We start from the raw sequence: 23,036 nt of genomic DNA on the forward strand, positions 1-23,036 counted from the left end.
ACCACCATGACAAAAGTTACTCAACACGCGGGTTTTGCTCAACATAAGGGTCTGGTCGTTCCATTGGATGCGGCGAACGTCGACACTGACGCGATTATCCCGAAACAGTTTTTGCAAAAAGTGACGCGCACCGGTTTTGGTCAACACCTGTTTAACGACTGGCGTTTTCTCGATGATGCCGGCAAAGTGCCCAACTCTGAATTTGTGCTGAACCAACCTCGCTATCTGGGTGCGACCATTTTGTTAGCCCGCGAAAACTTTGGCTGCGGTTCATCACGTGAACATGCGCCTTGGGCACTGACAGATTTCGGTTTCAAAGTGGTTATCGCCCCAAGCTTTGCTGATATTTTTTATGGCAATTCATTTAATAACCAGTTATTGCCGGTCACATTAAATGAAGCGGATATTGATACTTTATTCCAGTTGGTTAAAGAGAATGAAGGCATCGAATTTATTGTCGATTTAGAGCACCAGACAGTAAATGCCGGTGGGAAAAGTTATTCTTTCGAAATTGATAGTTTCCGCCGTCACTGCATGATTAACGGTTTAGACAGCATTGGCCTGACACTACAGCATGAAAGTAATATTTCAGCCTACGAAAAACAACAGCCAGAATTCCTGCGCTAATTTATCTGGATACCTAGCGTCTTCGGGCGCTAGGCTTCTCTGACTCGCGCACAAATGATAAGTGAGAGAATGGCGAGAATCATCGCCATGACATACACCGAATCATGTCCCCAAGTTTCCGTTAACACCCCTTGCAGCACCCCCGCCAGAATCACCCCGGTTGAAATGCTGTTGGTAAACAACGTGGTAGCGGCACCCGCCCTGCCGGGCATTAAATCCTGAAAATAAAGCATACCGATCCCGGCGACAATGCCGATGAAAATGGCATTAAAAATCTGCAATAACATCAGGGCGGTTTTGAATTTAAACAGCACCAATCCGGTATAAAACAGCACGCCAGCCAGCACCGCAAACAGCATGATTTTGCGCTTACCAAAACGTCTGACTGAATAACCCGCCAATAACATGATAGGAATTTCCAGCCCGGCCGCCGTCCCCATCAATAAACCCGCTAACCGCTCAGGTAACCCCAAGCTGGCGGTAATATATAAAGGCATATCAATGATATACATGGTATTACACGTCCACATCAGCATTGAAGCAATAAACAATAACAACACGTTTTTATCAGCAAACAAGCTCACTTGCGCCACTACCGAGGCGTCCGCTACCGGCTCTGCCCGCTGCACCGACGGCAGAATAAACCACACCACCAGCGCACTCAGCACAAAAATACCGGCGGCAATGCTGAACATCAGGGTAAAACCGTAATTCAGCGCCAGCATAAATGACAGCGGCGGCCCGATAACCCAAGCCAATGAGAGCTGCGCACGCATAATGGAGCTGAACATCACCACTTCGCGGGCCGAGCTATCAGCATATTCACGCGCTAGAGCGAAAATTTGCGGCATGGCGGTGTTAGCCACGGCGGCCAACACCACACCGGCGGTGATCAAGGTCAGATAATCACGATTAAAGGCAAATAACAGGCAGTTCCCCACCGCCATTAAATAGCAAACCATAATCAGCTTACGGCGATCACCACGTGAATCCGAGCGCTTGGCCAGCACAAAGCTGACGGTAATCCCGGCAATAGCATTCACGGTGTAAAACAGCCCAACCCATAGTGGCCGCACTTTAACTTCGGTGCTTAAAAACAGACTTAAGGTCGGGGCTTGCAAGGCACCCGCGATACCGGAAAGAAAAGCCACCACAAAGAAAGCGAGAAAAACCGGATTGATACGGCGGGAAAAGGTTAATGCAGATTTCATTCCAGGCTCCAGCGCCAGAAACAGCTATTGTGGGTATTATAATGACAGGAAATACTACGAGATCTTTGACAGAGCATATTACTGTTATTCAACCTGTATGGTGCTTGCCCACGCTAAAATAAATCAGAATGGCTTCCCACGCGGTATAACTTAAGATAGCCGTCACTACGTTGATAAATTAACAGCAAATCTGGCATGCGATGGCATTCCAGATAACCAATATAGTTACCAATCAAGGGGTGTTCTTTGTATTTTTGCGGGAGTTTTTCGCCCGTTTGTAATAGCGAAATAGTTTCTAAAATAACTTTCTGTGCTTTTTTATTGTTTGTATACCGTTTTGCATCTTTTTTAAAGCGGCTCTGATAAACAATCTCAAGCATGTTTACCAACCAAGATCGCGTTTGAGTGCATCAACCGTATCAACACGATGAACTTCTACCCCATTCTCTAGATCACGGATAGCTTGTAGCGTTTCCTGATTAGGTTGGAGTAAATCTATGGGGAGCTCTGCATTAACAGCAAGGCGATTAACTACCATGCGGATCACGGTAGATAAATCAAGGCCAAGCGCTTTTGCATTCGCCATCGCAGCAGCTTTAGATGCAGGTGAGACTCTAGCGCGAACCACAGTATCAGTCATAGTAACCTCCATTAATTTATCCTTATCGTAGCCACAGCGTAGCTACGCGTCAAGCTCATTTTTTAGACTCCCATCCCAAAATATTGTCATGTAAATTCATACCAAGAATAAAAAAAGCCAGTAGGTTATTTAGCCCACTGGCTGGTGAAAGACACCATTACTCAGAAACTTTTATTACTCGGGAAAGCAAGACTCGATTACAAAGTATGTTCAGTACGGGCGATAATATCGTCCTGTGCATCCGGCGACAGCGCGGTGAAGAATGCCGAGTAACCGGCGACTCTCACCACTAAATCACGGTAGCGATCCGGGTGCTGCTTGGCTTCCAGCAATGTCTCACGCGATACAATGTTGTATTGCACATGCCAGCCCAGATACTCCTCAAAGAAAGTGCGCAGCATCATCATCAACTTTTCGCGGTCACGCGGGTTATCCAATGTGGACGGGTTCAACTTTTGATTGAGCAACACGCCGCCCAGAATCGAGGCCGTCGGCAATTTTGACAATGAGTTAAACACCGCCGTAGGCCCCAGATGGTCAGTGCCAGAAGCGGGGCTTGCCCCCTCCGCCAATGGGCTGTGCGCTTTACGGCCATCGGGTGTTGCCATGGTCGCCGCGCCAAATGGCACGTTGGCAGAGATAGACGAGGTTCCCGCATAATAAGTGCCGCCAATCGGGCCGCGACCAAAACGCGTATTGTGATATTGCTTCAGCTCATCAATATAAGTCTGATAAGCCCGCACTAACAGTTGGTCGACATCATCAACATCATTGCCGTATTTCGGCGCTGAATTAATCAAATGCTGGCGTAGCTGCTCGCCATTCAGGCCAGCAAAATCATTGGCTAATGCCGTGGCCAACTGTTTTTGGCTAATAAAGGGTTTTTGGCTAATAAAGGGCTGTTGACCGATAAGTTGTTGTTCAAACACCAATTTGCGCACGGCCGCCAGACTGTTACCCAAATTGGCAATCCCGACTTGCAGGCCGGAAACCCAGTCGTAGCGCGCCCCGCCCTGTTTGATACTTTTGCCGCGCTCAATACAATCATCCACCAGCGCTGAACAGACAATATCGTGGGCGTTCTCTTCCAATATCGTGTCCACCACACACTCTATTTCAATGGATTTGCGGGTGTAATAGCGAATCTGCGCATCCCATTGCGCCATGACTTGAGAGAAATCGCTAAAGTTGCCTTTTGACAATCCTTGCTCTTGCGGCAAGAACACCTGGCCGGAAGTGGCATCGCGGCCTTGCTCCAGCGCCGCCAACATCACTCGGGCGAAGTTAATGAAACTCATGCCGGTGCAGCGGTAGCCCCACTTGCCGCCGACGGCGGTTTCAATGCAGCCAATCGCCGCGTAATCATAGGCATCCTGCGGCTCGACACCCAGTTTGATAAATTCGGGAATAACAATTTCGTCATTATTGAAGGCGGGCATACCAAAACCGCAGCGAATGACTTGCACACAAGCATCCAGGAAATCATCACTGATGCCGGCATGATAGCGGACACTGAGATTTGGCTGGGTTGAACGCAAACGCCCACAGGATTCCAGCACCGCATAAGAAAGTGGATTCACCGCATCAATGGCTTTGCCCTGCACCAATTTTTGCCCGCCGATAGTGACGTTTTGATAAAGCGGGCTACCCGCCGAGGCCTTGGAGTGCGAACCGGAGCGGATTTTGTTCACTTCCAGCAATTTCAGCCAGCAGCTATGCAGCATCTCAATGGCTTGTTCGCGGCTGAGGGTGTTTTCCAGCTCGACATCGCGGCGATACCATGGGTACAAATACTGGTCCAAACGGCCAAACGAGACGGAATGACCGTTGGATTCAATTTGCAAAATCAGTTGGATGAAATAGCACAATTGCAGGGCTTGCCAGAAAGTTTGCGGCGGCTGATGAGCAATTAGCTCACAGTTTTCGGCGATTTTTTGTAGCTCAATGCGCCGCCACTCACGGGTTTCTTCTTCCGCCATTTGCCGTGCTACTGCGGCATAGCGCTCAATATGTGCGCTCAGAGCAGCCAGCGAGATATCAATCGCTTTCAGGAATTGTTCTTTGTGCAGGTCACTCCAGTCTGTCAGTTGCAGCCGAGAACGCCGGCTGGCCACTTTACTGCGCAGGCCATCCAGCCCTTTTTCTAGCAATAACGGGAAGTTAACCGCCAAATGCGCATCGCCGGAGGTCATATTGCCCTCGGCTTTTATGATGCCGGTCGCCAGCAGCGCTTTTTGCTCATCAGTAAACATGCCGTAGCAGCGGTCTTGCACAGTTTGGCCGCGCCACCACGGGCACAGCTGGTGTAATACAGTTTTGTCGGCTTCACTGACTGAGAAACCGGCACCGGGGCGATCGGCTAACTCGTCAATTTCACTCTCAATCCAGCTCACGGTGTATTCAGGAAAAATCGGCGCGGCGCGTAATTGGCTGGCCTGATTACCAATAATTAGCTCATCATTTTTAATCCAAACAGTGCGTTGCTGTAAGTGATGAGCCAGCGCCAGCGCCCGCCGAACTGGCAGCGGTTTATCCTGATGTTGTTGATAAGCTTCGGTATAATGCAACGCCCGCTCAGTACAAACCGGCGGTTTTACAATATGGATCAGCGCGTTTTTATGCTGTTTTGTCCGTTCGCTTAAGGTTACCAAATCGAGCGTGGTCATTGCGTCATCCTCTTAAGATTGCCGTCAGGCCCTTGTCACGGGCATAACTTTCCGCGAAAGCCAGCAGGGAAGGAGAGTCCAAAGGTGTACTTGCCGCCAGATACTTTTCACCCAACAGCGAATATTTATTGATGCCCAGAGTGTGATAAGGCAAAAAATGAATTTCTTTCACGCCAATCTCATCCGCAGCAAAATCGACAATTCCTTGCACCGAGCGGCGGTCAGCATTGAAATCCGGGATTAAAGGCACCCGCACCCTGATATCGGTGCCCGCTGCCGCTAATTTGCGGAAGTTATCCATCACCCGTTTGGCCGAGCCGCCGGTCCACTGTTGAAAACGGCGCTCATTGGTGTGTTTCAAGTCCGCCAACATCAAATCCAGCCACGGCAAAGAGGGGGCGATATAGCGCCACGGGGTATGCAGACAAGATTCAACCGCGGTATGAATGCCCAACTGATGGCAGCGCTGCAATAATTCAGCGGCCACTTGCGGCTGCATAAAAGGTTCGCCGCCAGATAATGTCACCCCGCCGCCACTGCGCCGATAAAATGGCAAATCGCGCAGCAATATCGCCATGGTGCCGTCAATATCAATGGGGTCACCGCACACCGTCAACGCACCACTGGGGCAGCGCGTTTTCAGTGCTTGAAGGTCGTCCCCAGCCAATAGCTGACGCTGAATAACAATTTTATTATCAATATGTTGGATTGCTTGCGGGCAAGTCTGATGACATAAATCGCAACCGGGTAAACACAAGCGCGGGTCAAATAACAGCTCCGGCTCACGTGAGCGGCTTTCGGGGTTTTGGCACCAGCGGCAACTCAGCGAACAACCTTTGAGGAACACCACACTACGAATGCCAGGGCCGTCATGAGTGGAATAACGTTGTAAATTAAAAATCATCTATTCCTCCCATTCGCTGACTAACCCGCTTTCATTGGCAGGTAGTATCCGCGTAATATAGGGAAAGAAAAATTGATGAAATTTGCCGCGGAGTTCCTCTTTTATGTCTACCTCACGCTTGCAACAGCAGTTCATTCGCCTTTGGCAACGTTTTAGCGGTTTGCCCACAGAAACCACCTTGCAGGAGCTGGCTGATGTGCTCTGTTGCTCGCGCCGCCATGTGCGCTCCTTATTGGGCAGTATGCAGCAAGAGGGTTGGCTAAGTTGGCAGGCGGAAGCTGGCCGAGGTAAGCGCTCACAACTGACCTTCCTCTGCTCCGGTTTGGCCTTACAACAGCAGCGGGCCGAAGAGTTACTGGAACAAGAAAGTATTGATCAGTTGGTGCAGTTGGTCGGGGATAAAAAAGCGGTGCGCCAAATGCTGCTATCTCAGTTAGGGCGCAGCTTCCGGCAAGGTAAACATATTCTGCGGGTACTCTATTACCGCCCCTTACAAAATCTATTACCCGGCACCGCGCTGCGCCGCTCAGAAACCCATATGGTGCGGCAGATTTTTAACAGCCTGACGCGGATAAATGAGGAAAATGGGGAACTGGAGCCGGATTTGTCTCATCACTGGCAAGCTATCAGCCCATTGCATTGGCGCTTTTATTTGCGCCCGGCTATTCATTTTCACCATGGCCGTGAACTGGAAATGAATGATGTGATTACCAGCCTGACCCGGTTAATCCCCCAACCGCTGTTTTCACATATCACGGAGGTGCGCTCACCGACGCCGTATGTGATTGATGTGCATCTCAGTACCCCGGACTGCTGGCTGCCGTGGTTGTTGGGCAGTGTACACGCCATGATCTTGCCGCAAGAGTGGGAAAATCAGCCGGACTTCCGCCGACATCCTATTGGGACTGGCCCTTATTCCGTGATTCGAAATCATCATAGCCAATTGAAAATTCAGGCATTTGATAATTATTTTGGTTTCCGTGCACTGATTGATGAGGTCAATATTTGGGTGTTGCCGGAGCTGTCTGAAGAATTGGTTTATTCCGGAGTACAATTGCAAGCTGATGATACCAGTAAAAATGAGCTGGAAAGTCGGCTGGAAGAAGGCTGTTATTTTCTGCTATTCGACCAGCGATCTCCCCAAACCTGCAATCCTGATATCCGCCGTTGGCTCTGTGAACTCATCACCCCCGTCGCCCTACTCAGCCATGCCGATCCCTTTTATCAGCGCTACTGGTCACCGGCTTACGGCATGTTGCCGCGCTGGCATCATAACCGGCTCAGGGTACTGGAAGCGAAACCAGAAGGTTTGACCGAACTGACACTGACTTTTTACAGTCACCATTCAGAGTTTGATGCTATCAGCCAAACATTGACCACATTATTAGCTGCACATGGGGTCAAATTGACCATAAATGTGGTGGATTATGTCAGCTGGTATCAAGGGGATGCACAGAGCGACATCTGGCTCGGCAGCGCCAATTTTTATCTGCCGCTGGAATTTTCCCTGTTTGCCACCTTGTATGAGCTGCCATTGCTGCAATATTGTCTGGATGAGAAGCTGCACCAAGATGTTGAATTATGGCGAAATAATGCTTTGCCGATGGCGGAATGGAGCCAGCGTTTGGTCAGCCAGAATCAATTTCACCCACTGTTCCATCACTGGCTAGAATTATATGGGCAGCACAGTATGCGCGGGGTGCGGATGAACACACTCGGCTGGTTTGACTTCAAATCGGCCTGGTTTACACCGCCAGAGGGCTAAACTCACTTTCGCCCGCCCTGCTGTAAATAATATTCAGCAGAATTTATGAGTGACGCAAAATATGGGCGGTTTCTGATGTTCAAAAAGTACTCCGATTACACGTGTTGAGATGGCGTCAGTCTGACACCTGCCGCGCGGGTTAGCTCCGTAAGCGTGCTGATTGTCGGGTTCCCATTCGCTGATAATGCTTTGTAAATATGCTGGCGAGCAATGCCGGATTTCTTCGAAATCTCACTAACACCACCACGAGCTTCAATCACGCGACGTAAAGCGGTGAGGAAAGCAGCAATGCCGCCAATCTCGTAGATTTCTTCCAATGCAGTTTGAAGATAGATCTCGGCATACGCAGGATCCGCTCTAAGCGCCTCGATCATCTCTACATCGCGGCTGGTCGACGGTAAAACAGCTTTCGCCGCAGTATCATTTTCAATCATGGTTTTGACCTCTTTTTATAATCAGCCAAATACTTAACGGCTTTGTTTATATCACTATCCTGGGATTTTTTTGTTCCCCCAATAAGAAGTAAGATTATTTTCCCGTTTTCTATTGAGTAATAAATCCGATATCCAGTCGCGTACTCTATCTTTATTTCCCACACGCCATCGCGTGCAAACTGCTGAAACCCAAAGTTTCCAGCTTCGGCACGGTCTAATGCAACATCAATTTTGGCGGCGGCACGCGGCTCCTTCTTTCTCAGTTTATCAAGCCAAATTTTGAACGGTTTTTTCTCATTTTTGTCTTGATAATATTCAGTTTGGTACATCCCTGTTCCCATCCTTATATTTTTATAGAATTGTCACTTATATGCGACATTATTGCAAATCGTTTGTTCTATCCATAGAACGGAGCACCCCAACTCGCGACTCTATCTTGCCGATAAATATCGTATCTCCTCATAAACTCACTTTCACCCACGCCAATTAAACTCTACAATAGCGCCGTCTCAACGGGGTGCTAACTTGCAGAAAAACCGCAAGTTAGCTGAGAGCAAACCCGTCGAACCTGATCCGGTTAACACCGGCGGAGGGATTTGAGAAAAATAACACCGTATCATTCTGTTATTTACCGCCTCAGATACCTTTGCCACCTTTATCCTTAAGGAGTGCAAAGTGTTTAAACGCATGATTTCCTGCTTGTTTTTTCTGTCTGCCGCTGCCGTCTCTGCTGATAAACCCACCTTGACAGTTTATACCTATGATTCTTTCGCGGCTGATTGGGGCCCGGGGCCGTCGATTAAAAAAGCCTTTGAAGCTGAGTGTGATTGCCAGCTTAAATTTGTGGCGCTGGAAGATGGCGTTTCCCTGCTAAACCGCTTGCGGATGGAGGGTAAAAATAGCCAGGCCGATGTGGTGTTGGGCTTGGATAACAATCTGCTGCAAGCGGCAGAGCAAACCGGATTATTCGTGCCAAGTCAGGTAGATACCAGCCATCTGACTTTGCCGGAAAAATGGCAAAATAAAACTTTCGTCCCCTACGATTACGGCTATTTTGCTTTTGTGTATGATAAAAACAAATTGAAAAACCCGCCGAAAAGCCTGCAAGAATTAGTCGACAGCAAAGCGCCGTGGAAAGTGATTTATCAAGACCCGCGCACCAGCACACCGGGCCTCGGTTTAATGTTGTGGATGCAAAAAGTCTATGGCGACCAAGCCCCGCAAGCCTGGCAGAAATTGGCGAAAAAAACCGTCACCGTGACCAAAGGCTGGAGTGAAGCTTACGGCTTGTTCCTGAAAGGTGAAGGTGATTTAGTGCTGAGCTACACCACTTCTCCGGCTTATCATCTGATTGCAGAGAAGAAAGACAACTATGCGGCGGCTGATTTCAGTGAAGGCCACTATCTGCAAGTGGAAGTGGCCGGTGTGGTCGCATCCAGCAAACAACCGGAACTGGCGCAGCGCTTTATGCAATTTATGGTCACTCCTGCATTCCAGAATCATATCCCGACCGGTAACTGGATGTATCCAGTCATCAAAATGGATTTACCGGCTGGATTTGAAACACTCACCGTGCCGCAAAAAGCTTTGCAGTTTGATGCAAAAGACGTGGCTGATAATCGCGGTAAATGGATTCAAGCATGGCAATCCGCCGTCAGCCACTGATCCCCACGTGGCTATGGCCGGGGCTACTGGTCGCCTTGCTGATAACCGGTGTCGCCTTACTGGCGTTCACCGCTATCTGGCGTCATGCGCCTGCGGCAGACTGGCAAAGCATCTGGCATGACAGTTATCTGTGGCATGTCATTCGCTTCACTTTCTGGCAGGCGTTTCTCTCTGCGCTGCTGTCTGTTATTCCGGCGATTTTTTTGGCGCGCGCCTTATATCGCCGCCGCTTCCCCGGCCGCCAATTGATGCTGCGCTTATGCGCCATGACACTGGTGCTGCCGGTGCTGGTCGCCATTTTCGGCATCCTGACGGTTTATGGCCGCCAAGGTTGGCTGGCGGCATTATTGGGCTGGCTGGAGGTGGATTACCGCTTCTCGCCCTATGGTTTACAAGGGATTTTGCTGGCGCATATTTTCTTTAATATGCCGCTGGCAACCCGCTTGTTATTGCAGTCATTGGAAAGCATTGCTGTTGAACAGCGCCAGTTAGCCGCCCAATTGGGCATGAACGGCTGGCAGCATTTTCGCTGGGTCGAGTGGCCCTATCTGCGCCGCCAAATTCTGCCGACTGCCGCGCTGATTTTCATGCTGTGTTTTGCCAGCTTTGCCACCGTGCTTTCTCTGGGCGGCGGGCCGCAAGCCACCACCATCGAACTAGCGATTTATCAGGCGCTTAGCTATGACTATGATTTAGGGCGCGCCGCATTATTGGCACTGATTCAACTGGGTTGTTGTCTGGGATTGGTGGTGCTGAGCCAACGGCTAAGCTCTGTTCTGGCGGTGGGGAATACCCATGCTCAGGAGTGGCGCAGTCAGCAAGACAGTCGCTGGTCGCGCATCAGCGATACACTGTTAATCGGGGCGGCGTTATTATTGATGGTGCCGCCATTGCTGGCTGTTGTAATTGATGGCAGCAATAAAACAATCTTGACCGTGCTACAGCAACCGGCGCTGTGGCAAGCTTTCTTTACCTCACTGACTATCGCTATTGGGGCCGGATTATTGTGTGTCACTCTGACCATGATGCTGTTATGGAGCAGCCGTGAGCTGAAACTGCGCCACCACGCGGCTTACGGGCAAGTATTGGACATCAGCGGCATGGTGATTCTGGCGATGCCAGGGATCGTGCTGGCAACCGGCTTTTTCTTATTGCTCAATGACACACTGGGCTTGCCGCAATCGCCTTATGCACTGGTGATGCTGACCAATGCGCTGATGGCGGTGCCCTATGCATTAAAAGTGTTGGATAACCCGATGCGAGACTTGGCTGAGCGCTATACGCCGCTGTGTTTATCACTGGATATTCGCGGCTGGCACCGTGTGCGCCACATTGAGTTACGGGCGCTGAAACGCCCGCTGGCTCAAGCTCTGGCCTTCGCCAGTGTGCTTTCTATCGGGGATTTTGGCGTGGTCGCGCTGTTTGGTAACGAACATTTCCGCACCCTGCCATTTTATCTCTATCAACAGATAGGTTCTTATCGCAGCAATGATGGCGCGGTGACCGCCCTGCTGCTGCTGTTACTGTGTTTCCTGCTGTTTACTCTTATTGAAAAACTGCCGAGCCGCCATGCTAAAGCTTGAGAAAATCACCTATTTATACGACCACTTACCGATGCGTTTTGATTTGCGCATCCAAGCCGGTGAGCGGGTGGCTATCCTTGGCCCCAGTGGGGCGGGTAAAAGCACGCTATTGAGCTTAATTGCGGGCTTTTTGGCTCCGGCCAGTGGCCAAATGCTGCTGAATAATCAAGACCATATCCTGACACCGCCCGCCAAAAGGCCGGTATCCATGTTATTTCAGGAAAATAATCTGTTCGCGCATTTGAATATCGAACAGAACATTGGGCTGGGTTTGCATCCAGGGCTAAAACTCAATCATGAGCAAAAATTACTGCTCGGCCAGATAGCGCAACAAGTTGGATTGGAACAGTGTCTTGACCGGCTACCAGCGCAGCTTTCCGGCGGCCAACGCCAACGGGCAGCACTGGCGCGCTGTCTGGTGCGCAGTCAACCCATCCTGCTGCTGGATGAGCCGTTTTCCGCATTAGACCCGGCACTGCGCAATGAAATGCTGCAATTGGTCGAAAACGTCTGCGAAAATCGCCAATTAACTTTGCTGATGGTGTCGCACAATCTGGATGACGCCGCCCGCATTGCCGAGCGCACTTTATTGGTAGTGGATGGCCGCATTTACTACGACGGCCCCACTCAGGCACTGGTCAAGGGCACAGCCCCCGAGGCCAGGGTGCTGGGGATTACTGCCCCGTGAGAACCTTCCATAACAGATGACGATAAAGCGGCATGATGGGCTGCATATGGAGCCAGACAAAACTGGCAATCGCCACCATAATGGACAGCACCGTCACCCAGCGCAAGCGGGCCAAAGGCAGCCATTTGCTTAGGCGGTCCGGGCTGCGTTTTCCAAAGCGCCACCAGCGCCATGACAACCAACACGCCAGCCAAATCAGTACCACCACGACAAATAATAGCCACTTAAACATATAACTGTTGGCATTCGGCGGGATATCAATGGCCACGCCAGCCAGTATGCCGGGGAAGAAATAGAGCGGCGGCCAAGTGAGGCAACCAATCACATTCGGCAACGCGAATTTTACTGGCGGCAGGTTTAGCATCCCCGCCACCATCGGGACGATAGGCCGCGTTGGGCCGATAAAGCGCCCCAGCAGTACCGTTGCCATGCTGTGGTTATGCAAAGCATGCTCAGTTTTCGCCAACAGCGATTTATGCTTTTTCAGGAAAGACCAGCGATGCAGCGGCTCTTTGAAGCGGCGGCCAATAAAATACGAAGCCCAATCCCCCACCAGACAGCCCACAGTCGCGGCGGCCCAGGCAGAATAAAAACCCACTTCCCCGCTGCCAATCAACGCGCCCACCGTGGTCATCATCACCGTGCCGGGCAACAACATCCCCACCAGAGCTAAAGATTCGATAAAAGTGACTAACATGACGACAAATAGCGTGAAAGCCAGAGATTGTGTCAATAAATGTAATAAATAGGCTTCCATAGATTTGTCCGTTGGTTAATACCCAAGGTTCAGGCGCGGGGGATTGTCCAGCGCAGCGAGAAATGAGTCAATCAAGGAATTGTATGAATTAATGGTAAGTCATCATTAAAATAGACAAATACTGTATAAATAACCATACTAAGGTGACATGATTTTCCAAGCGTTATCCATTCATTTCTTTATTAAAGGTTAGCACCGTGGGGAAAACCCGTCAGGGCTTCCTGCTCACCCGCCACTGGCGCGACACGCAGGCTGGCACCGAAGTTGAATTCTGGTTAGCCACCGATGACGGCCCACAGCAAGTTAGACTGCCGCCTCAACCCTCGGTGGCATTTATCCCGGCCGAACAACGGCAACGGGCTGAAACCGTGCTGCGCAATGAACGCCGCTGGCAACTGCGCCCGCTGGAACTGACCGATTTCCATCAACGCCCGGTTTTGGGGCTGTATTGCAGCCAACATCGCCAGCTAATCCGCCTGGAAAAACTGCTCAGAGAAAGTGGCGTGAATGTCTATGAAGGTGACATTCGCCCGCCAGAACGCTTTTTAATGGAGCGTTTTATTACCGCGCCGGTCTGGTTTAGCGGCGAAGATAATGGCCACGGCCCGCTGCTCAATACCCAAATGAAACCGGCTGAGGACTACCGCCCAACCCTAAAACTGCTGTCACTGGATATCGAAACCAGCGAACACGGCGAGCTTTATTGCATTGGTTTAGAGGGCTGCGGCCAGCGGCAGGTTTACATGCTGGGGCCACCCAATGGCGATCAAGCCGATGAAGCCGCACTGGATTTCAAGCTGGAATATGTCGCCAGCCGCCCGCTGTTACTGGAAAAACTAAATCAATGGCTGGAACGGCATGATCCCGATGCCATCATCGGCTGGAATCTGGTGCAATTTGATTTGCGCGTGCTACAAAAACACGCCGACCGCTATCAAATCCCATTGCGCTTTGGCCGGGGTGGCAACCTGCTGGAATGGCGAGAACACGGTTTTAAGCAGGGGCATTTCTTTGCTTCCGCTGCCGGGCGGTTGATTATCGATGGGATTGAAGCATTGAAATCTGCCACCTGGAATTTCCCGTCATTTAGTCTGGAATCTGTCTCCCAGACCTTGCTGGGTGAGGGGAAAGCCAGTGATAGCCCCTATCAGCGAATGGATGAAATCAACCACCGTTTTGCCCATGATAAACCGGCACTGGCCCACTACAACCTGAAAGACTGCGAGTTAGTGACGCGGATTTTTGCCAAAACCGAGCTGCTGAGTTTCTTACTTGAGCGCTCGACCGTCACCGGGCTGGCGGCGGACCGCAGTGGCGGCTCAGTGGCAGCATTTACCCACCTTTATATGCCCCGAATGCACCGTATCGGCTATGTCGCGCCCAATTTAGGCGAGTTGCCGGAAGAACATAGCCCCGGCGGTTTTGTGATGGATTCTCAGCCGGGCTTGTATGACTCGGTGCTGGTGCTCGACTACAAAAGCCTGTATCCCTCGATTATCCGCACTTTTTTGATTGATCCAGTTGGATTGGTTGAAGGAATGTCTCAACCCGATGAACAACATTCGGTGCCGGGTTTTCGTGGTGCCTGGTTCTCACGCGAAAAACACTGTCTGCCGGCGATTGTTAACCAGATCTGGCAGGGGCGCGAAGCCGCAAAATGCCAGCAAAACAAGCCATTATCCCAAGCACTGAAGATAATCATGAATGCCTTTTATGGTGTATTGGGTTCCAGCGGATGCCGATTTTTTGATCCCCGGCTGGCATCTTCAATTACCCTGCGCGGCCACGACATCATGCGCCAAACCCGTGAATTGATTGAAGCACGGGGCTATCAGGTTATTTATGGCGATACCGATTCAACCTTTGTTTGGCTGAAAAATGCCCACAGTGAAGAACAAGCTTCGCGCATTGGCCAAGAGCTGGTGCGGTATGTCAATCAATGGTGGCAAACCCATATCCGCGAAACCTATGATTTGCCCTGCGCGCTGGAATTAGAATTTGAAACTCACTATCGGCGCTTCTTGATGCCCACCATCCGAGGCGCGGAGCAAGGCAGTAAAAAGCGCTATGCCGGGCTAATTTCCACCCCGACGGGCGATCAAATGATCTATAAGGGGCTGGAAACGGTGCGCACTGACTGGACACCATTGGCCCAGCAATTCCAGCGCGAGCTGTACCTGCGGATTTTCCAGCAGCAACCCTATCAGGACTATGTGCGCGATTATGTCGCCCGAACCCTCAATGGCGAGCTGGATGAGCAACTGATTTACCGCAAGCGCTTGCGCCGTCGACTCGACGACTACCAGCGCAATGTCCCGCCACATGCCAGAGCCGCGCGCCTGGCGGATGAATTCAACCGTAAGCTTGGGCGGCCATTGCAATATCAAAATGGTGGCTGGATAAGTTATGTCATGACCACCGCTGGCCCCGAACCCCTCGAAACCCGGCAGTCCCCGATTGATTACGATCACTACCTGACTCGACAGCTCCAACCCGTGGCCGATGCTATACTGCCTTTTATACACGATGACTTCACGACACTGATAACCGGTCAGATGGGGCTATTCTGATACCTTAATATCCTAAATAATTCGAGTTGCAGGAAGGCGGCAAGCGAATGACAAATCGGTCGGGAACCGATTTGAACAGCATTTATGCTAGCCCGCAGGGTGAGCCTCAAGGATGAGGCTCATTAATCCCGATGAGCGAAAGCAGCCAACACACATGCAGCTTGAAATATGACGGGTATTTTACAGGTGACGAAAGGCCCTGCTTCCATTACCATAGCGCCCTTGCCAAAATTCGCATCAATCACATTGACATAACCGACTGGTTATAATTAACCGTGTAATCGAATCCTGTCATTTTCAGACAGACTCGTCAGCCACGTAAGCTGCGTGGGCGGTAGACTATTGCCAGTCATTTTATTTTTGTTCTCTATACGTACTTAAATTTACAAAAACCTTTTTACTAATAACTGTCCAACAAAAAAATCGAGCCGATAATTTATGCCTTTTACACTTGGTCAACGCTGGATCAGCGATACAGAAAGCGAACTTGGATTGGGTACCGTCGTTGCCATTGACGTACGCATGATCACCTTACTGTTTCCCGCCACCGGTGAAAACCGCCTTTACGCCAGAAATGACTCGCCAATTACCCGTGTCATGTTCAATCCGGGTGATACCATCACTCACCACGAAGGCTGGCAGCTGAAAGTGGAAGAGGTGTCTGAGGAGAATGGGCTGATTACCTATATCGGCACCCGCCTGGATACCGAAGAAACCGGCGTTTCTATGCGTGAAGTGTTGCTCGATAGCAAACTGACTTTTAGCAAACCGCAGGATAGATTATTTGCAGGCCAAATCGATCGTATGGATCGATTCGCGCTGCGTTTCCGCGCCCGTAAATATCAAAGTGAGCAGTTCCGCTTGCCGTGGAGTGGCCTGCGCGGCATCCGCGCCAGCCTGATCCCGCACCAATTACATATTGCTTATGAAGTGGGCCAGCGCCATGCACCGCGTGTATTGCTGGCCGATGAAGTCGGCTTGGGTAAAACCATCGAAGCCGGGATGATTATCCACCAGCAACTACTGTCAGGCCGTGCTGAGCGCATCCTGATTGTGGTGCCGGAAAGCTTGCAGCATCAGTGGTTGGTCGAAATGCTGCGCCGCTTTAATCTGCGCTTCTCGCTGTTTGATGACAGCCGCTATTCCGAGTCCCTACTCGACAGCACCAATCCGTTTGAAACTGAACAAATGGTCATTTGCTCACTGGATTTTGTACGCCGTAATAAACAGCGCCTGGAACAGTTGGCGGATGCTTCCTGGGATCTGCTGGTGGTGGATGAAGCGCACCATCTGGCCTGGAGTGAAGAAGCCCCGAGCCGCGAATATCAAGTTATTGAACAGCTGGCCGAGCATATCCCCGGCGTGTTGCTGTTGACCGCCACCCCAGAGCAATTAGGCCAGCAAAGTCACTTTGCCCGTTTGCGCTTGCTTGATCCCGACCGCTTCCACGATTACGAAGAATTCGTTAATGAGCAGCAAAAATACCGCCCCATCGCCGATGCTGTGACATTGCTGCTGGGCGGTGAGCGCTTAACTGATGACAAGCTGAATCTGCTCGGCGAGCTGATTAATGAGCAAGATATTGAACCGCTGCTGAAAGCGGCAAACAGTCAAACTGAAGACAGCGAAGCCGCCCGCCAAGAGCTGGTGACCATGCTGATGGACAGACACGGCACCAGCCGTATCTTGTTCCGCAACACCCGCAATGGGGTGAAAGGCTTCCCACATCGTGTTTTGCATCAGATTAAGCTGCCACTGCCGACTCAATACCAAACAGCCATTAAAGTCTCTGGCATTATGGGTGCGAAAAAAACCCTGGAAGCACGCGCCAAAGACATGCTTTACCCAGAACAAATCTACCAAGAATTTGAGGGCGAAAATGCCACTTGGTGGAACTTTGACCCGCGGGTTGAATGGCTGCTTAACTATCTGACTGCAAATCGCAGTGAGAAAGTGCTGGTTATCTGCGCCCAAGCCGCCACCGCCTTACAGCTTGAGCAAGTATTGCGCGAGCGCGAAGCTATCCGCGCGGCCGTATTCCATGAAGGTTTATCACTGATTGAACGCGACCGTGCGGCGGCCTATTTTGCTTCTGAAGAAGATGGCGCGCAGGTATTACTGTGTTCAGAAATCGGCTCCGAAGGGCGCAACTTCCAGTTTGCTTGCCAATTGGTGATGTTCGATTTGCCTTTTAACCCAGACTTGCTCGAACAACGTATTGGCCGCCTGGACAGGATTGGTCAAAACCGTGAAATTCAAATCATGGTGCCTTATCTGGAGAATACTGCGCAAGCCGTGCTGGTGCGCTGGTATCACGAAGGTTTGGATGCTTTCGAGCACACCTGCCCGACTGGCCGTACCATTTATGACAGTGGCTATCAGGAATTGATTACCTATCTGGCGACGCCGAATGAACAGGAAGGTTTGGATGAATTTATCCACGCCTGCCGCCAGCAGCACGAAGGGCTGAAACTCCAATTGGAACAGGGCCGTGACCGCCTGCTAGAAATGCACTCCAACGGCGGCGAACATGGGCAAGAACTGGCGCAAATCATTGCCGACCAAGACAATGACGTCAATTTGGTCAGTTTCGCCCTGAATCTGTTCGATATTGTGGGTATCAATCAAGAAGATCGCAGCGACAATTTAATTGTGCTGACCCCCTCTGACCACATGCTGGTGCCGGACTTCCCTGGGCTGCCGCAAGATGGCTGCACAGTGACATTCGATCGCGAACAGGCGTTATCGCGCGAAGATGCTCAGTTTGTCAGTTGGGAGCACCCGATCATCCGTAACGGCTTGGATCTGATCTTATCCGGCGACACCGGCAGTTGTGCAGTTTCTTTGTTGAAAAACAAAGCATTGCCGGTCGGTACTCTGCTCGCGGAGTTGGTCTATGTGGTCGAAGCGCAAGCACCAAAACACTTACAACTGACTCGCTTCTTACCGCCGACGCCGGTGCGGATGCTGATGGACAAAAATGGCACCAATTTGGCCGCGCAGGTTGAATTTGAAAGCTTTAATCGCCAACTAAATGCCGTCAATCGCCATACCTCCAGCAAATTGGTCAATGCGGTTCAGCAAGAAGTTCATGCAATGTTGCAGCAAGCAGAAGCCCTGATTGAAGAACAGGCACGTTTACTGATTGAAGCGGCTAAACATGAAGCGGATGACAAACTGAGCACTGAACTTTCACGTCTGGAAGCCCTAAAAGCGGTTAACCCCAATATTCGTGATGACGAAATAGAGACTCTGGAACATAACCGTAAAATGGTGCTGGAAAACCTGAATCAGGCGGGCTGGCGTTTGGATGCTATTCGTTTAGTCGTGGTGACGCACCAGTAATGGAACCCTATACCCCCCCACTCGACCCTTGGCTGCTCATCCTGTTTCAGGATGAGCACATCATGGTGGTGAATAAACCGAGCGGATTACTTTCTGTACCGGGTCGTGCGCCGGAGAACAAAGACAGCATCATGACACGTATTCAGGCCGATTTTCCGACGGCTGAATCTGTTCACCGGCTGGATATGGCGACCAGTGGCGTGATTGTGGTGGCATTAACCAAAGCGGCTGAGCGCGAGCTGAAGCGGCAATTTCGCGAGCGCGAGCCGAAAAAGTCTTATATTGCGCGGGTGTGGGGCCATTTGGCGCAAGATGAAGGGCTGATTGACCTGCCTTTAATTTGCGACTGGCCGAACCGGCCCAAACAAAAAGTGTGTTACGAAACCGGTAAATCCTCGCAAACTCAGTATCAAGTGCTGTCTCGGGATGCTGATGGCAGTACGCGAGTGAAGTTATCCCCCATTACAGGCCGCTCACACCAATTACGGGTTCATATGCTGGCGATGGGTCACCCGATCCTCGGTGATGGCTTCTATGCCCATCCCGCAGCAAAAGCGATGGCCCCCCGGTTGCAGTTACATGCTCAAGAGTTATGTATCACTCACCCGGAATTTGGCACAGCAATGCATTTTAAATGCGATCCCGAGTTTTAACTTTTACTATTTTAACTTTTCACTAGAAGATCGCGCCAGAATCAAACTAGATCGGAACAGAAGATCCGATCTAGTTTTGGTTTTGCTGACACCACAACCCTTACTTAAATCCTTTCTCGCGCTTAATCAAATCATACGCGGCTTGAATTTCTTGGGCTTTTTGCTTAGCCATCTCCATCATTTCCGGCGGCAAACCTTTCGCCACCAGCTTATCTGGATGATGCTCTCCCATAAGCTTACGGTAAGCCCGTTTGATGGTCACACTATCATCCGTGCTGCTCACTCCCAGCACTTTGCAGGCGTCCTCTAATGTCGGGCCTTGTGGCGCTTGCTGGTAGCCGCCTTGAGAATAACCACTCTGTTGGCCTTGCCAACCGCCACCGCCAAACTGACGCCCGCCCTCAATCATGCTCAGGAACTGATCAAACTGACCACGGGAGATCCCCAATTCTTCAGCAATGACATACAAAACCTGCCGTTCATTAGGATGCAAAGAGCCGTCAGCAAATGCGGCTTGTAGCTGAATTTCCAGAAACATCCGAATTAAATCAAAACGACCAAAGCAAACACCACGGAGTTCCTGCAATCTTTCACGCAACGGGAACCCACTCTCTTTCCCCTCGCGAAACGCTTGCTGTGCTGCTGTTCGCGCCTCGCCATGCAATTGCATTCTGTCCATCAATTGACTGGCAAGTTGAATATCGACCTCCGTCACCCGCCCCTTGGCCTTGGTTAAATGCCCCATAACCTGAAAAGTGGTGCGGAAAAAAATTAATTGTCGTGTTTGTTGATCGGCAAAATAGCCGCGGCGCTTAGTGCTACGCGCCTTGTCGACCATATGGCCAACAAGCAACCCCAAGATTGCACCCCAGACGCCACCGGACATAAAGCCCAATATCAGACCGAGCAGTTTTCCCCAATACCGCATATACTCCTCAATTCATCATGCCGTCAGTCAAAATTTGCATTATCATACTCGGCATTCAGCTCAGCGCCTAACAACGAGACGTGTAAACGGCCGGATTTAACACTAGCGCAACTGTGATGAGTAATATAGTCTCAGACCGTTTGCCGGCATGATGCCCCCCGATGACGGAACACCAAAACCGCGTATGAAAAAAAGATTCCCAACACTGCTGGCCACATTGATATGGACGGCACTATATAGCCAGCACACTCTGGCTGACCTTTCCGAGCAATGTATGCTTGGAGTACCGACCTATGACCAACCTTTGGTCACTGGCGATCCGAACCAGCTGCCGGTCCGTATTAATGCGGATAAAACCGAAGCCAATTACCCGGATAATGCCCTTTTTACCGGCAATGTTATTGTCCAACAAGGCAATAGCACCCTGACGGCTAATCAGGTCGAACTCACTCAAGTACAGAAACCGAGCGAAGCTATCCCGGTGCGTACCGTCACAGCGACCGGTGACGTTAATTACGACGATCCGCAAATTAAGCTGAAAGGGCCGAAAGGCTGGTCAAACCTGAATACCAAAGACACTGATATGGATAAAGGCAAATATCAGATGGTCGGTCGTCAGGGGCGTGGTGATGCTGACCAGATGAAATTACGCGGTCAAAACCGCTATACCATTTTAGAGAATGGGACATTCACTTCTTGCTTACCCGGCGATAATAGCTGGAGCGTAGTCGGCTCCGAAGTGATCCATGACCGCGAAGAGCAAGTCGCAGAAATCTGGAATGCGCGTTTTAAAATTGGCAAAGTGCCGGTGTTCTATAGCCCGTACATGCAATTACCGGTGGGCGACAAACGCCGATCTGGTTTCCTGATCCCAAATGCTAAGTACACCAGTAATAACGGCTTTGAATTTATGCTGCCGTATTATTGGAACATTGCGCCAAACTTTGATGCCACCATCACCCCTCATTATATGGAGCGGCGTGGTTTGCAGTGGCAAAATGAGTTCCGCTATTTGCTGGCTCCTGGTTCTGGCACCATGGCGTTGGATTGGTTACCGAGTGACCGCTTATACCATGGCGTTGATGGCAAAGAGCAAGATCCTACCCGCTGGTTATACTACTGGAGCCATTCGGGTGTGATGGATAAAGTTTGGCGCTTCAACGTCAACTATACCCGTGTCAGTGACCCAGATTACTTTACCGATTTAACCTCACAATACGGTTCGACCACTGACGGCTATGCCACACAAATTTTCAGTGTGGGTTATGCTAACCAGAACTGGGATGCCACCCTGGCGTCCAAACAGTTCCAGGTATTTACTACCGGTGGTAACAGTAATGCTTACCGCGCCCAGCCTCAGCTGGACATGAACTACTACAAAAATGATCTTGGTCCGTTTGATTTACACGTCTATAGCCAGGCGGTCAAATTCACCAGTGTCAATCCGTATAATCCGGAAGCCAGCCGTTTCCACATCGAACCCTCAGTTAATCTGCCGTTGTCTAACGGTTGGGGTAGCTTAAATACCGAAGCTAAATTACTGGCAACCCATTATCAGCAAGATGTGCCAGACGGCTTTGCCAACTACTATAGAAGACAGAATGGTGGTGCAACCCCGCCCAACTTGAAAGACTCGGTTGACCGCGTGATGCCACAGTTTAAAGTCGACGGTAAAGTGGTCTTTGATCGGCCAATGGACTGGGCGACAGGTTTCACCCAAACATTAGAACCACGCGCACAATATCTCTACGTTCCTTACCGGAATCAGGATGATATCTATATTTACGACACCACGCTGATGCAGTCGGACTACTCCGGCCTGTTCCGTGACCGTACTTATAGTGGTCTGGATCGCATAGCTTCAGCCAATCAGGTGTCTACCGGTTTAACTTCTCGCATTTATGATGATGAACTGGTTGAACGTTTTAACGTTTCAGTAGGTCAAATCTATTACTTTAGCCGTTCGCGGACGGGTAATAGTGAAACCATCGATAACAGTGATGATACCGGTAGCTTGGTTTGGGCGGGTGATAGCTTCTGGCGCATTAGTGATCAACTGGGCCTGAAAGGCGGCGCGCAATATGATACCCGCTTGGGGAGTTTGACCCTGGGTAATGCGGTAATGGAGTATAGGAAAGACTCTGAGCGTATGATTCAATTGAATTATCGCTATGCCAGCCCGGAATATATTCAAGCAGCAGTATCGAACGTGAAAAGCCCGGGTTATCAACAGGGTATTTCTCAAATTGGTACTACCGCCAGTTGGCCAATTGCTGATCGCTGGGCATTGGTTGGAGCTTATTATTACGATACCAAAGCCAATCAGCCCGCAAGTCAATTGGTTGGCGTACAATACAATACTTGCTGCTGGGCAATTAACTTGGGTTATGAACGGAAAATCACGGGTTGGAATTCACAAAATGAAACCAGCAAATATGACAACAGAGTTAGCTTTAACATCGAATTACGTGGTCTGAGCAGCGACCATAGCCTGGGGACTACGCAGATGCTAGGCTCAGGTATTCTGCCTTATCAAAGTGCATTCTGATACTGTGTAACACACTGAATACAGTGAATTTTAACCCGCAAAAGCGGATTAC

18 protein-coding genes and 1 riboswitch are annotated in these 23,036 nt (G+C 50.4%); of the genes, 9 read left to right on the top strand and 9 right to left on the bottom strand.

Annotation, left to right across the window (positions count from 1 at the left end; genetic code table 11):
• The first annotated feature begins 6 nt into the window (after positions 1–6).
• Positions 7–627: a 3-isopropylmalate dehydratase small subunit gene (leuD, locus tag FTA91_RS09950; RefSeq protein ID WP_050113687.1), complete on the top strand. Its 621-nt coding sequence runs from the start codon at positions 7–9 to the stop codon at positions 625–627.
• Positions 628–656: 29 nt separating this feature from the next.
• On the opposite strand, the gene FTA91_RS09955 is transcribed toward leuD, so the two are convergent.
• From FTA91_RS09955 to FTA91_RS09975, 5 genes are all read right to left on the bottom strand, one after another.
• Complete coding sequence (locus FTA91_RS09955) at positions 657–1,838, bottom strand: sugar efflux transporter (protein WP_145583252.1); 1,182 nt, start codon at positions 1,836–1,838, stop codon at positions 657–659.
• Between the two features lie 113 nt (positions 1,839–1,951).
• Positions 1,952–2,218 carry a type II toxin-antitoxin system RelE/ParE family toxin gene (locus FTA91_RS09960; RefSeq protein ID WP_050113685.1) on the bottom strand — a complete coding sequence of 89 codons (267 nt, stop codon included), beginning with the start codon at positions 2,216–2,218 and terminating at the stop codon, positions 1,952–1,954.
• Between the two features lie 2 nt (positions 2,219–2,220).
• Positions 2,221–2,478 (bottom strand): type II toxin-antitoxin system RelB/DinJ family antitoxin, encoded by a 258-nt coding sequence (locus FTA91_RS09965; RefSeq protein WP_050113752.1) that lies wholly within the window; start codon positions 2,476–2,478, stop codon positions 2,221–2,223.
• Between the two features lie 197 nt (positions 2,479–2,675).
• Positions 2,676–5,144: a formate C-acetyltransferase/glycerol dehydratase family glycyl radical enzyme gene (locus tag FTA91_RS09970; protein ID WP_145583255.1), complete on the bottom strand. Its 2,469-nt coding sequence runs from the start codon at positions 5,142–5,144 to the stop codon at positions 2,676–2,678.
• A 4-nt stretch (positions 5,145–5,148) separates the two neighbouring features.
• Positions 5,149–6,048: a glycyl-radical enzyme activating protein gene (locus FTA91_RS09975; RefSeq protein ID WP_145583257.1), complete on the bottom strand. Its 900-nt coding sequence runs from the start codon at positions 6,046–6,048 to the stop codon at positions 5,149–5,151.
• Positions 6,049–6,151: 103 nt separating this feature from the next.
• Here FTA91_RS09975 and sgrR point away from each other — a divergent pair, with 103 nt between their 5' ends.
• On the top strand, positions 6,152–7,813 hold the full coding sequence (sgrR, locus tag FTA91_RS09980) for an HTH-type transcriptional regulator SgrR (protein ID WP_050113682.1): 1,662 nt from the start codon (positions 6,152–6,154) through the stop codon (positions 7,811–7,813).
• Between the two features lie 95 nt (positions 7,814–7,908).
• Here the strand turns inward: sgrR and FTA91_RS09985 are convergent, their stop codons facing one another.
• Together FTA91_RS09985 and FTA91_RS09990 are read right to left on the bottom strand one after the other, a co-directional pair.
• Positions 7,909–8,247: a helix-turn-helix domain-containing transcriptional regulator gene (locus FTA91_RS09985; RefSeq protein ID WP_145534303.1), complete on the bottom strand. Its 339-nt coding sequence runs from the start codon at positions 8,245–8,247 to the stop codon at positions 7,909–7,911.
• On the bottom strand, positions 8,244–8,576 hold the full coding sequence (locus FTA91_RS09990) for a type II toxin-antitoxin system RelE/ParE family toxin (protein ID WP_145534302.1): 333 nt from the start codon (positions 8,574–8,576) through the stop codon (positions 8,244–8,246). The genes FTA91_RS09985 and FTA91_RS09990 overlap by 4 nt, the downstream gene beginning before the upstream one ends.
• Positions 8,577–8,750: 174 nt before the next feature.
• Positions 8,751–8,860, top strand: a riboswitch (TPP riboswitch).
• A gap of 62 nt (positions 8,861–8,922) precedes the next feature.
• Between FTA91_RS09990 and thiB the strand changes: the two genes are divergently transcribed.
• Genes thiB through thiQ form a run of 3 tightly spaced genes read left to right on the top strand, consistent with a single transcriptional unit; the run spans position 8,923 to position 12,183 of the window.
• Complete coding sequence (gene thiB / locus FTA91_RS09995; protein ID WP_050113681.1) at positions 8,923–9,912, top strand: thiamine ABC transporter substrate binding subunit; 990 nt, start codon at positions 8,923–8,925, stop codon at positions 9,910–9,912.
• Positions 9,888–11,495: a thiamine/thiamine pyrophosphate ABC transporter permease ThiP gene (gene thiP / locus FTA91_RS10000; RefSeq protein WP_145583259.1), complete on the top strand. Its 1,608-nt coding sequence runs from the start codon at positions 9,888–9,890 to the stop codon at positions 11,493–11,495. The genes thiB and thiP overlap by 25 nt, the downstream gene beginning before the upstream one ends.
• On the top strand, positions 11,482–12,183 hold the full coding sequence (gene thiQ, locus FTA91_RS10005; protein WP_050113679.1) for a thiamine ABC transporter ATP-binding protein ThiQ: 702 nt from the start codon (positions 11,482–11,484) through the stop codon (positions 12,181–12,183). Before thiP ends, thiQ begins: the two co-directional genes overlap by 14 nt.
• On the opposite strand, the gene FTA91_RS10010 is transcribed toward thiQ, so the two are convergent.
• The gene (locus tag FTA91_RS10010) at positions 12,170–12,940 is read right to left on the bottom strand and encodes a DedA family protein (protein ID WP_145583261.1); all 771 of its coding nucleotides are present in this window, start codon (positions 12,938–12,940) and stop codon (positions 12,170–12,172) included. The two genes, thiQ and FTA91_RS10010, sit on opposite strands and share 14 nt — an antisense overlap.
• Before the next feature lie 197 nt (positions 12,941–13,137).
• Between FTA91_RS10010 and FTA91_RS10015 the strand changes: the two genes are divergently transcribed.
• The 3 genes from FTA91_RS10015 to rluA all read left to right on the top strand — a co-directional run bounded on the left by FTA91_RS10015 (position 13,138) and on the right by rluA (position 19,508).
• Positions 13,138–15,510: a DNA polymerase II gene (locus FTA91_RS10015; protein WP_050113677.1), complete on the top strand. Its 2,373-nt coding sequence runs from the start codon at positions 13,138–13,140 to the stop codon at positions 15,508–15,510.
• Positions 15,511–15,948: 438 nt separating this feature from the next.
• The gene (gene rapA, locus FTA91_RS10020; RefSeq protein WP_050113676.1) at positions 15,949–18,855 is read left to right on the top strand and encodes an RNA polymerase-associated protein RapA; all 2,907 of its coding nucleotides are present in this window, start codon (positions 15,949–15,951) and stop codon (positions 18,853–18,855) included.
• Complete coding sequence (rluA, locus tag FTA91_RS10025) at positions 18,855–19,508, top strand: bifunctional tRNA pseudouridine(32) synthase/23S rRNA pseudouridine(746) synthase RluA (RefSeq protein WP_145534293.1); 654 nt, start codon at positions 18,855–18,857, stop codon at positions 19,506–19,508. The genes rapA and rluA overlap by 1 nt, the downstream gene beginning before the upstream one ends.
• Before the next feature lie 100 nt (positions 19,509–19,608).
• Here the strand turns inward: rluA and djlA are convergent, their stop codons facing one another.
• Complete coding sequence (djlA, locus tag FTA91_RS10030) at positions 19,609–20,436, bottom strand: co-chaperone DjlA (RefSeq protein ID WP_038636370.1); 828 nt, start codon at positions 20,434–20,436, stop codon at positions 19,609–19,611.
• 184 nt (positions 20,437–20,620) lie between these two features.
• Here djlA and lptD point away from each other — a divergent pair, with 184 nt between their 5' ends.
• Positions 20,621–22,984: an LPS assembly protein LptD gene (gene lptD / locus FTA91_RS10035; protein WP_050113674.1), complete on the top strand. Its 2,364-nt coding sequence runs from the start codon at positions 20,621–20,623 to the stop codon at positions 22,982–22,984.
• The last annotated feature ends 52 nt before the right edge of the window (positions 22,985–23,036 follow it).

Source organism: Yersinia thracica, assembly GCF_902170565.1.
Lineage (GTDB): Bacteria > Pseudomonadota > Gammaproteobacteria > Enterobacterales > Enterobacteriaceae > Yersinia > Yersinia thracica.

Excerpts from the sequence above, each read along its gene's own strand:
- FTA91_RS10010 (WP_145583261.1), bottom strand. The coding sequence starts at position 12,940 with ATGGAAGCCTATTTATTACATTTATTGACACAATCTCTGGCTTTCACG.
- FTA91_RS09965 (WP_050113752.1), bottom strand. The coding sequence starts at position 2,478 with ATGACTGATACTGTGGTTCGCGCTAGAGTCTCACCTGCATCTAAAGCT.
- rluA (WP_145534293.1), top strand. The coding sequence starts at position 18,855 with ATGGAACCCTATACCCCCCCACTCGACCCTTGGCTGCTCATCCTGTTT.
- djlA (WP_038636370.1), bottom strand. The coding sequence starts at position 20,436 with ATGCGGTATTGGGGAAAACTGCTCGGTCTGATATTGGGCTTTATGTCC.
- FTA91_RS09970 (WP_145583255.1), bottom strand. The coding sequence starts at position 5,144 with ATGACCACGCTCGATTTGGTAACCTTAAGCGAACGGACAAAACAGCAT.
- FTA91_RS09985 (WP_145534303.1), bottom strand. The coding sequence starts at position 8,247 with ATGATTGAAAATGATACTGCGGCGAAAGCTGTTTTACCGTCGACCAGC.
- leuD (WP_050113687.1), top strand. The coding sequence starts at position 7 with ATGACAAAAGTTACTCAACACGCGGGTTTTGCTCAACATAAGGGTCTG.
- FTA91_RS09960 (WP_050113685.1), bottom strand. The coding sequence starts at position 2,218 with ATGCTTGAGATTGTTTATCAGAGCCGCTTTAAAAAAGATGCAAAACGG.
- rapA (WP_050113676.1), top strand. The coding sequence starts at position 15,949 with ATGCCTTTTACACTTGGTCAACGCTGGATCAGCGATACAGAAAGCGAA.
- FTA91_RS09955 (WP_145583252.1), bottom strand. The coding sequence starts at position 1,838 with ATGAAATCTGCATTAACCTTTTCCCGCCGTATCAATCCGGTTTTTCTC.
- sgrR (WP_050113682.1), top strand. The coding sequence starts at position 6,152 with ATGTCTACCTCACGCTTGCAACAGCAGTTCATTCGCCTTTGGCAACGT.
- FTA91_RS09975 (WP_145583257.1), bottom strand. The coding sequence starts at position 6,048 with ATGATTTTTAATTTACAACGTTATTCCACTCATGACGGCCCTGGCATT.
- FTA91_RS09990 (WP_145534302.1), bottom strand. The coding sequence starts at position 8,576 with ATGTACCAAACTGAATATTATCAAGACAAAAATGAGAAAAAACCGTTC.
- thiP (WP_145583259.1), top strand. The coding sequence starts at position 9,888 with ATGGCAATCCGCCGTCAGCCACTGATCCCCACGTGGCTATGGCCGGGG.
- lptD (WP_050113674.1), top strand. The coding sequence starts at position 20,621 with ATGAAAAAAAGATTCCCAACACTGCTGGCCACATTGATATGGACGGCA.
- thiQ (WP_050113679.1), top strand. The coding sequence starts at position 11,482 with ATGCTAAAGCTTGAGAAAATCACCTATTTATACGACCACTTACCGATG.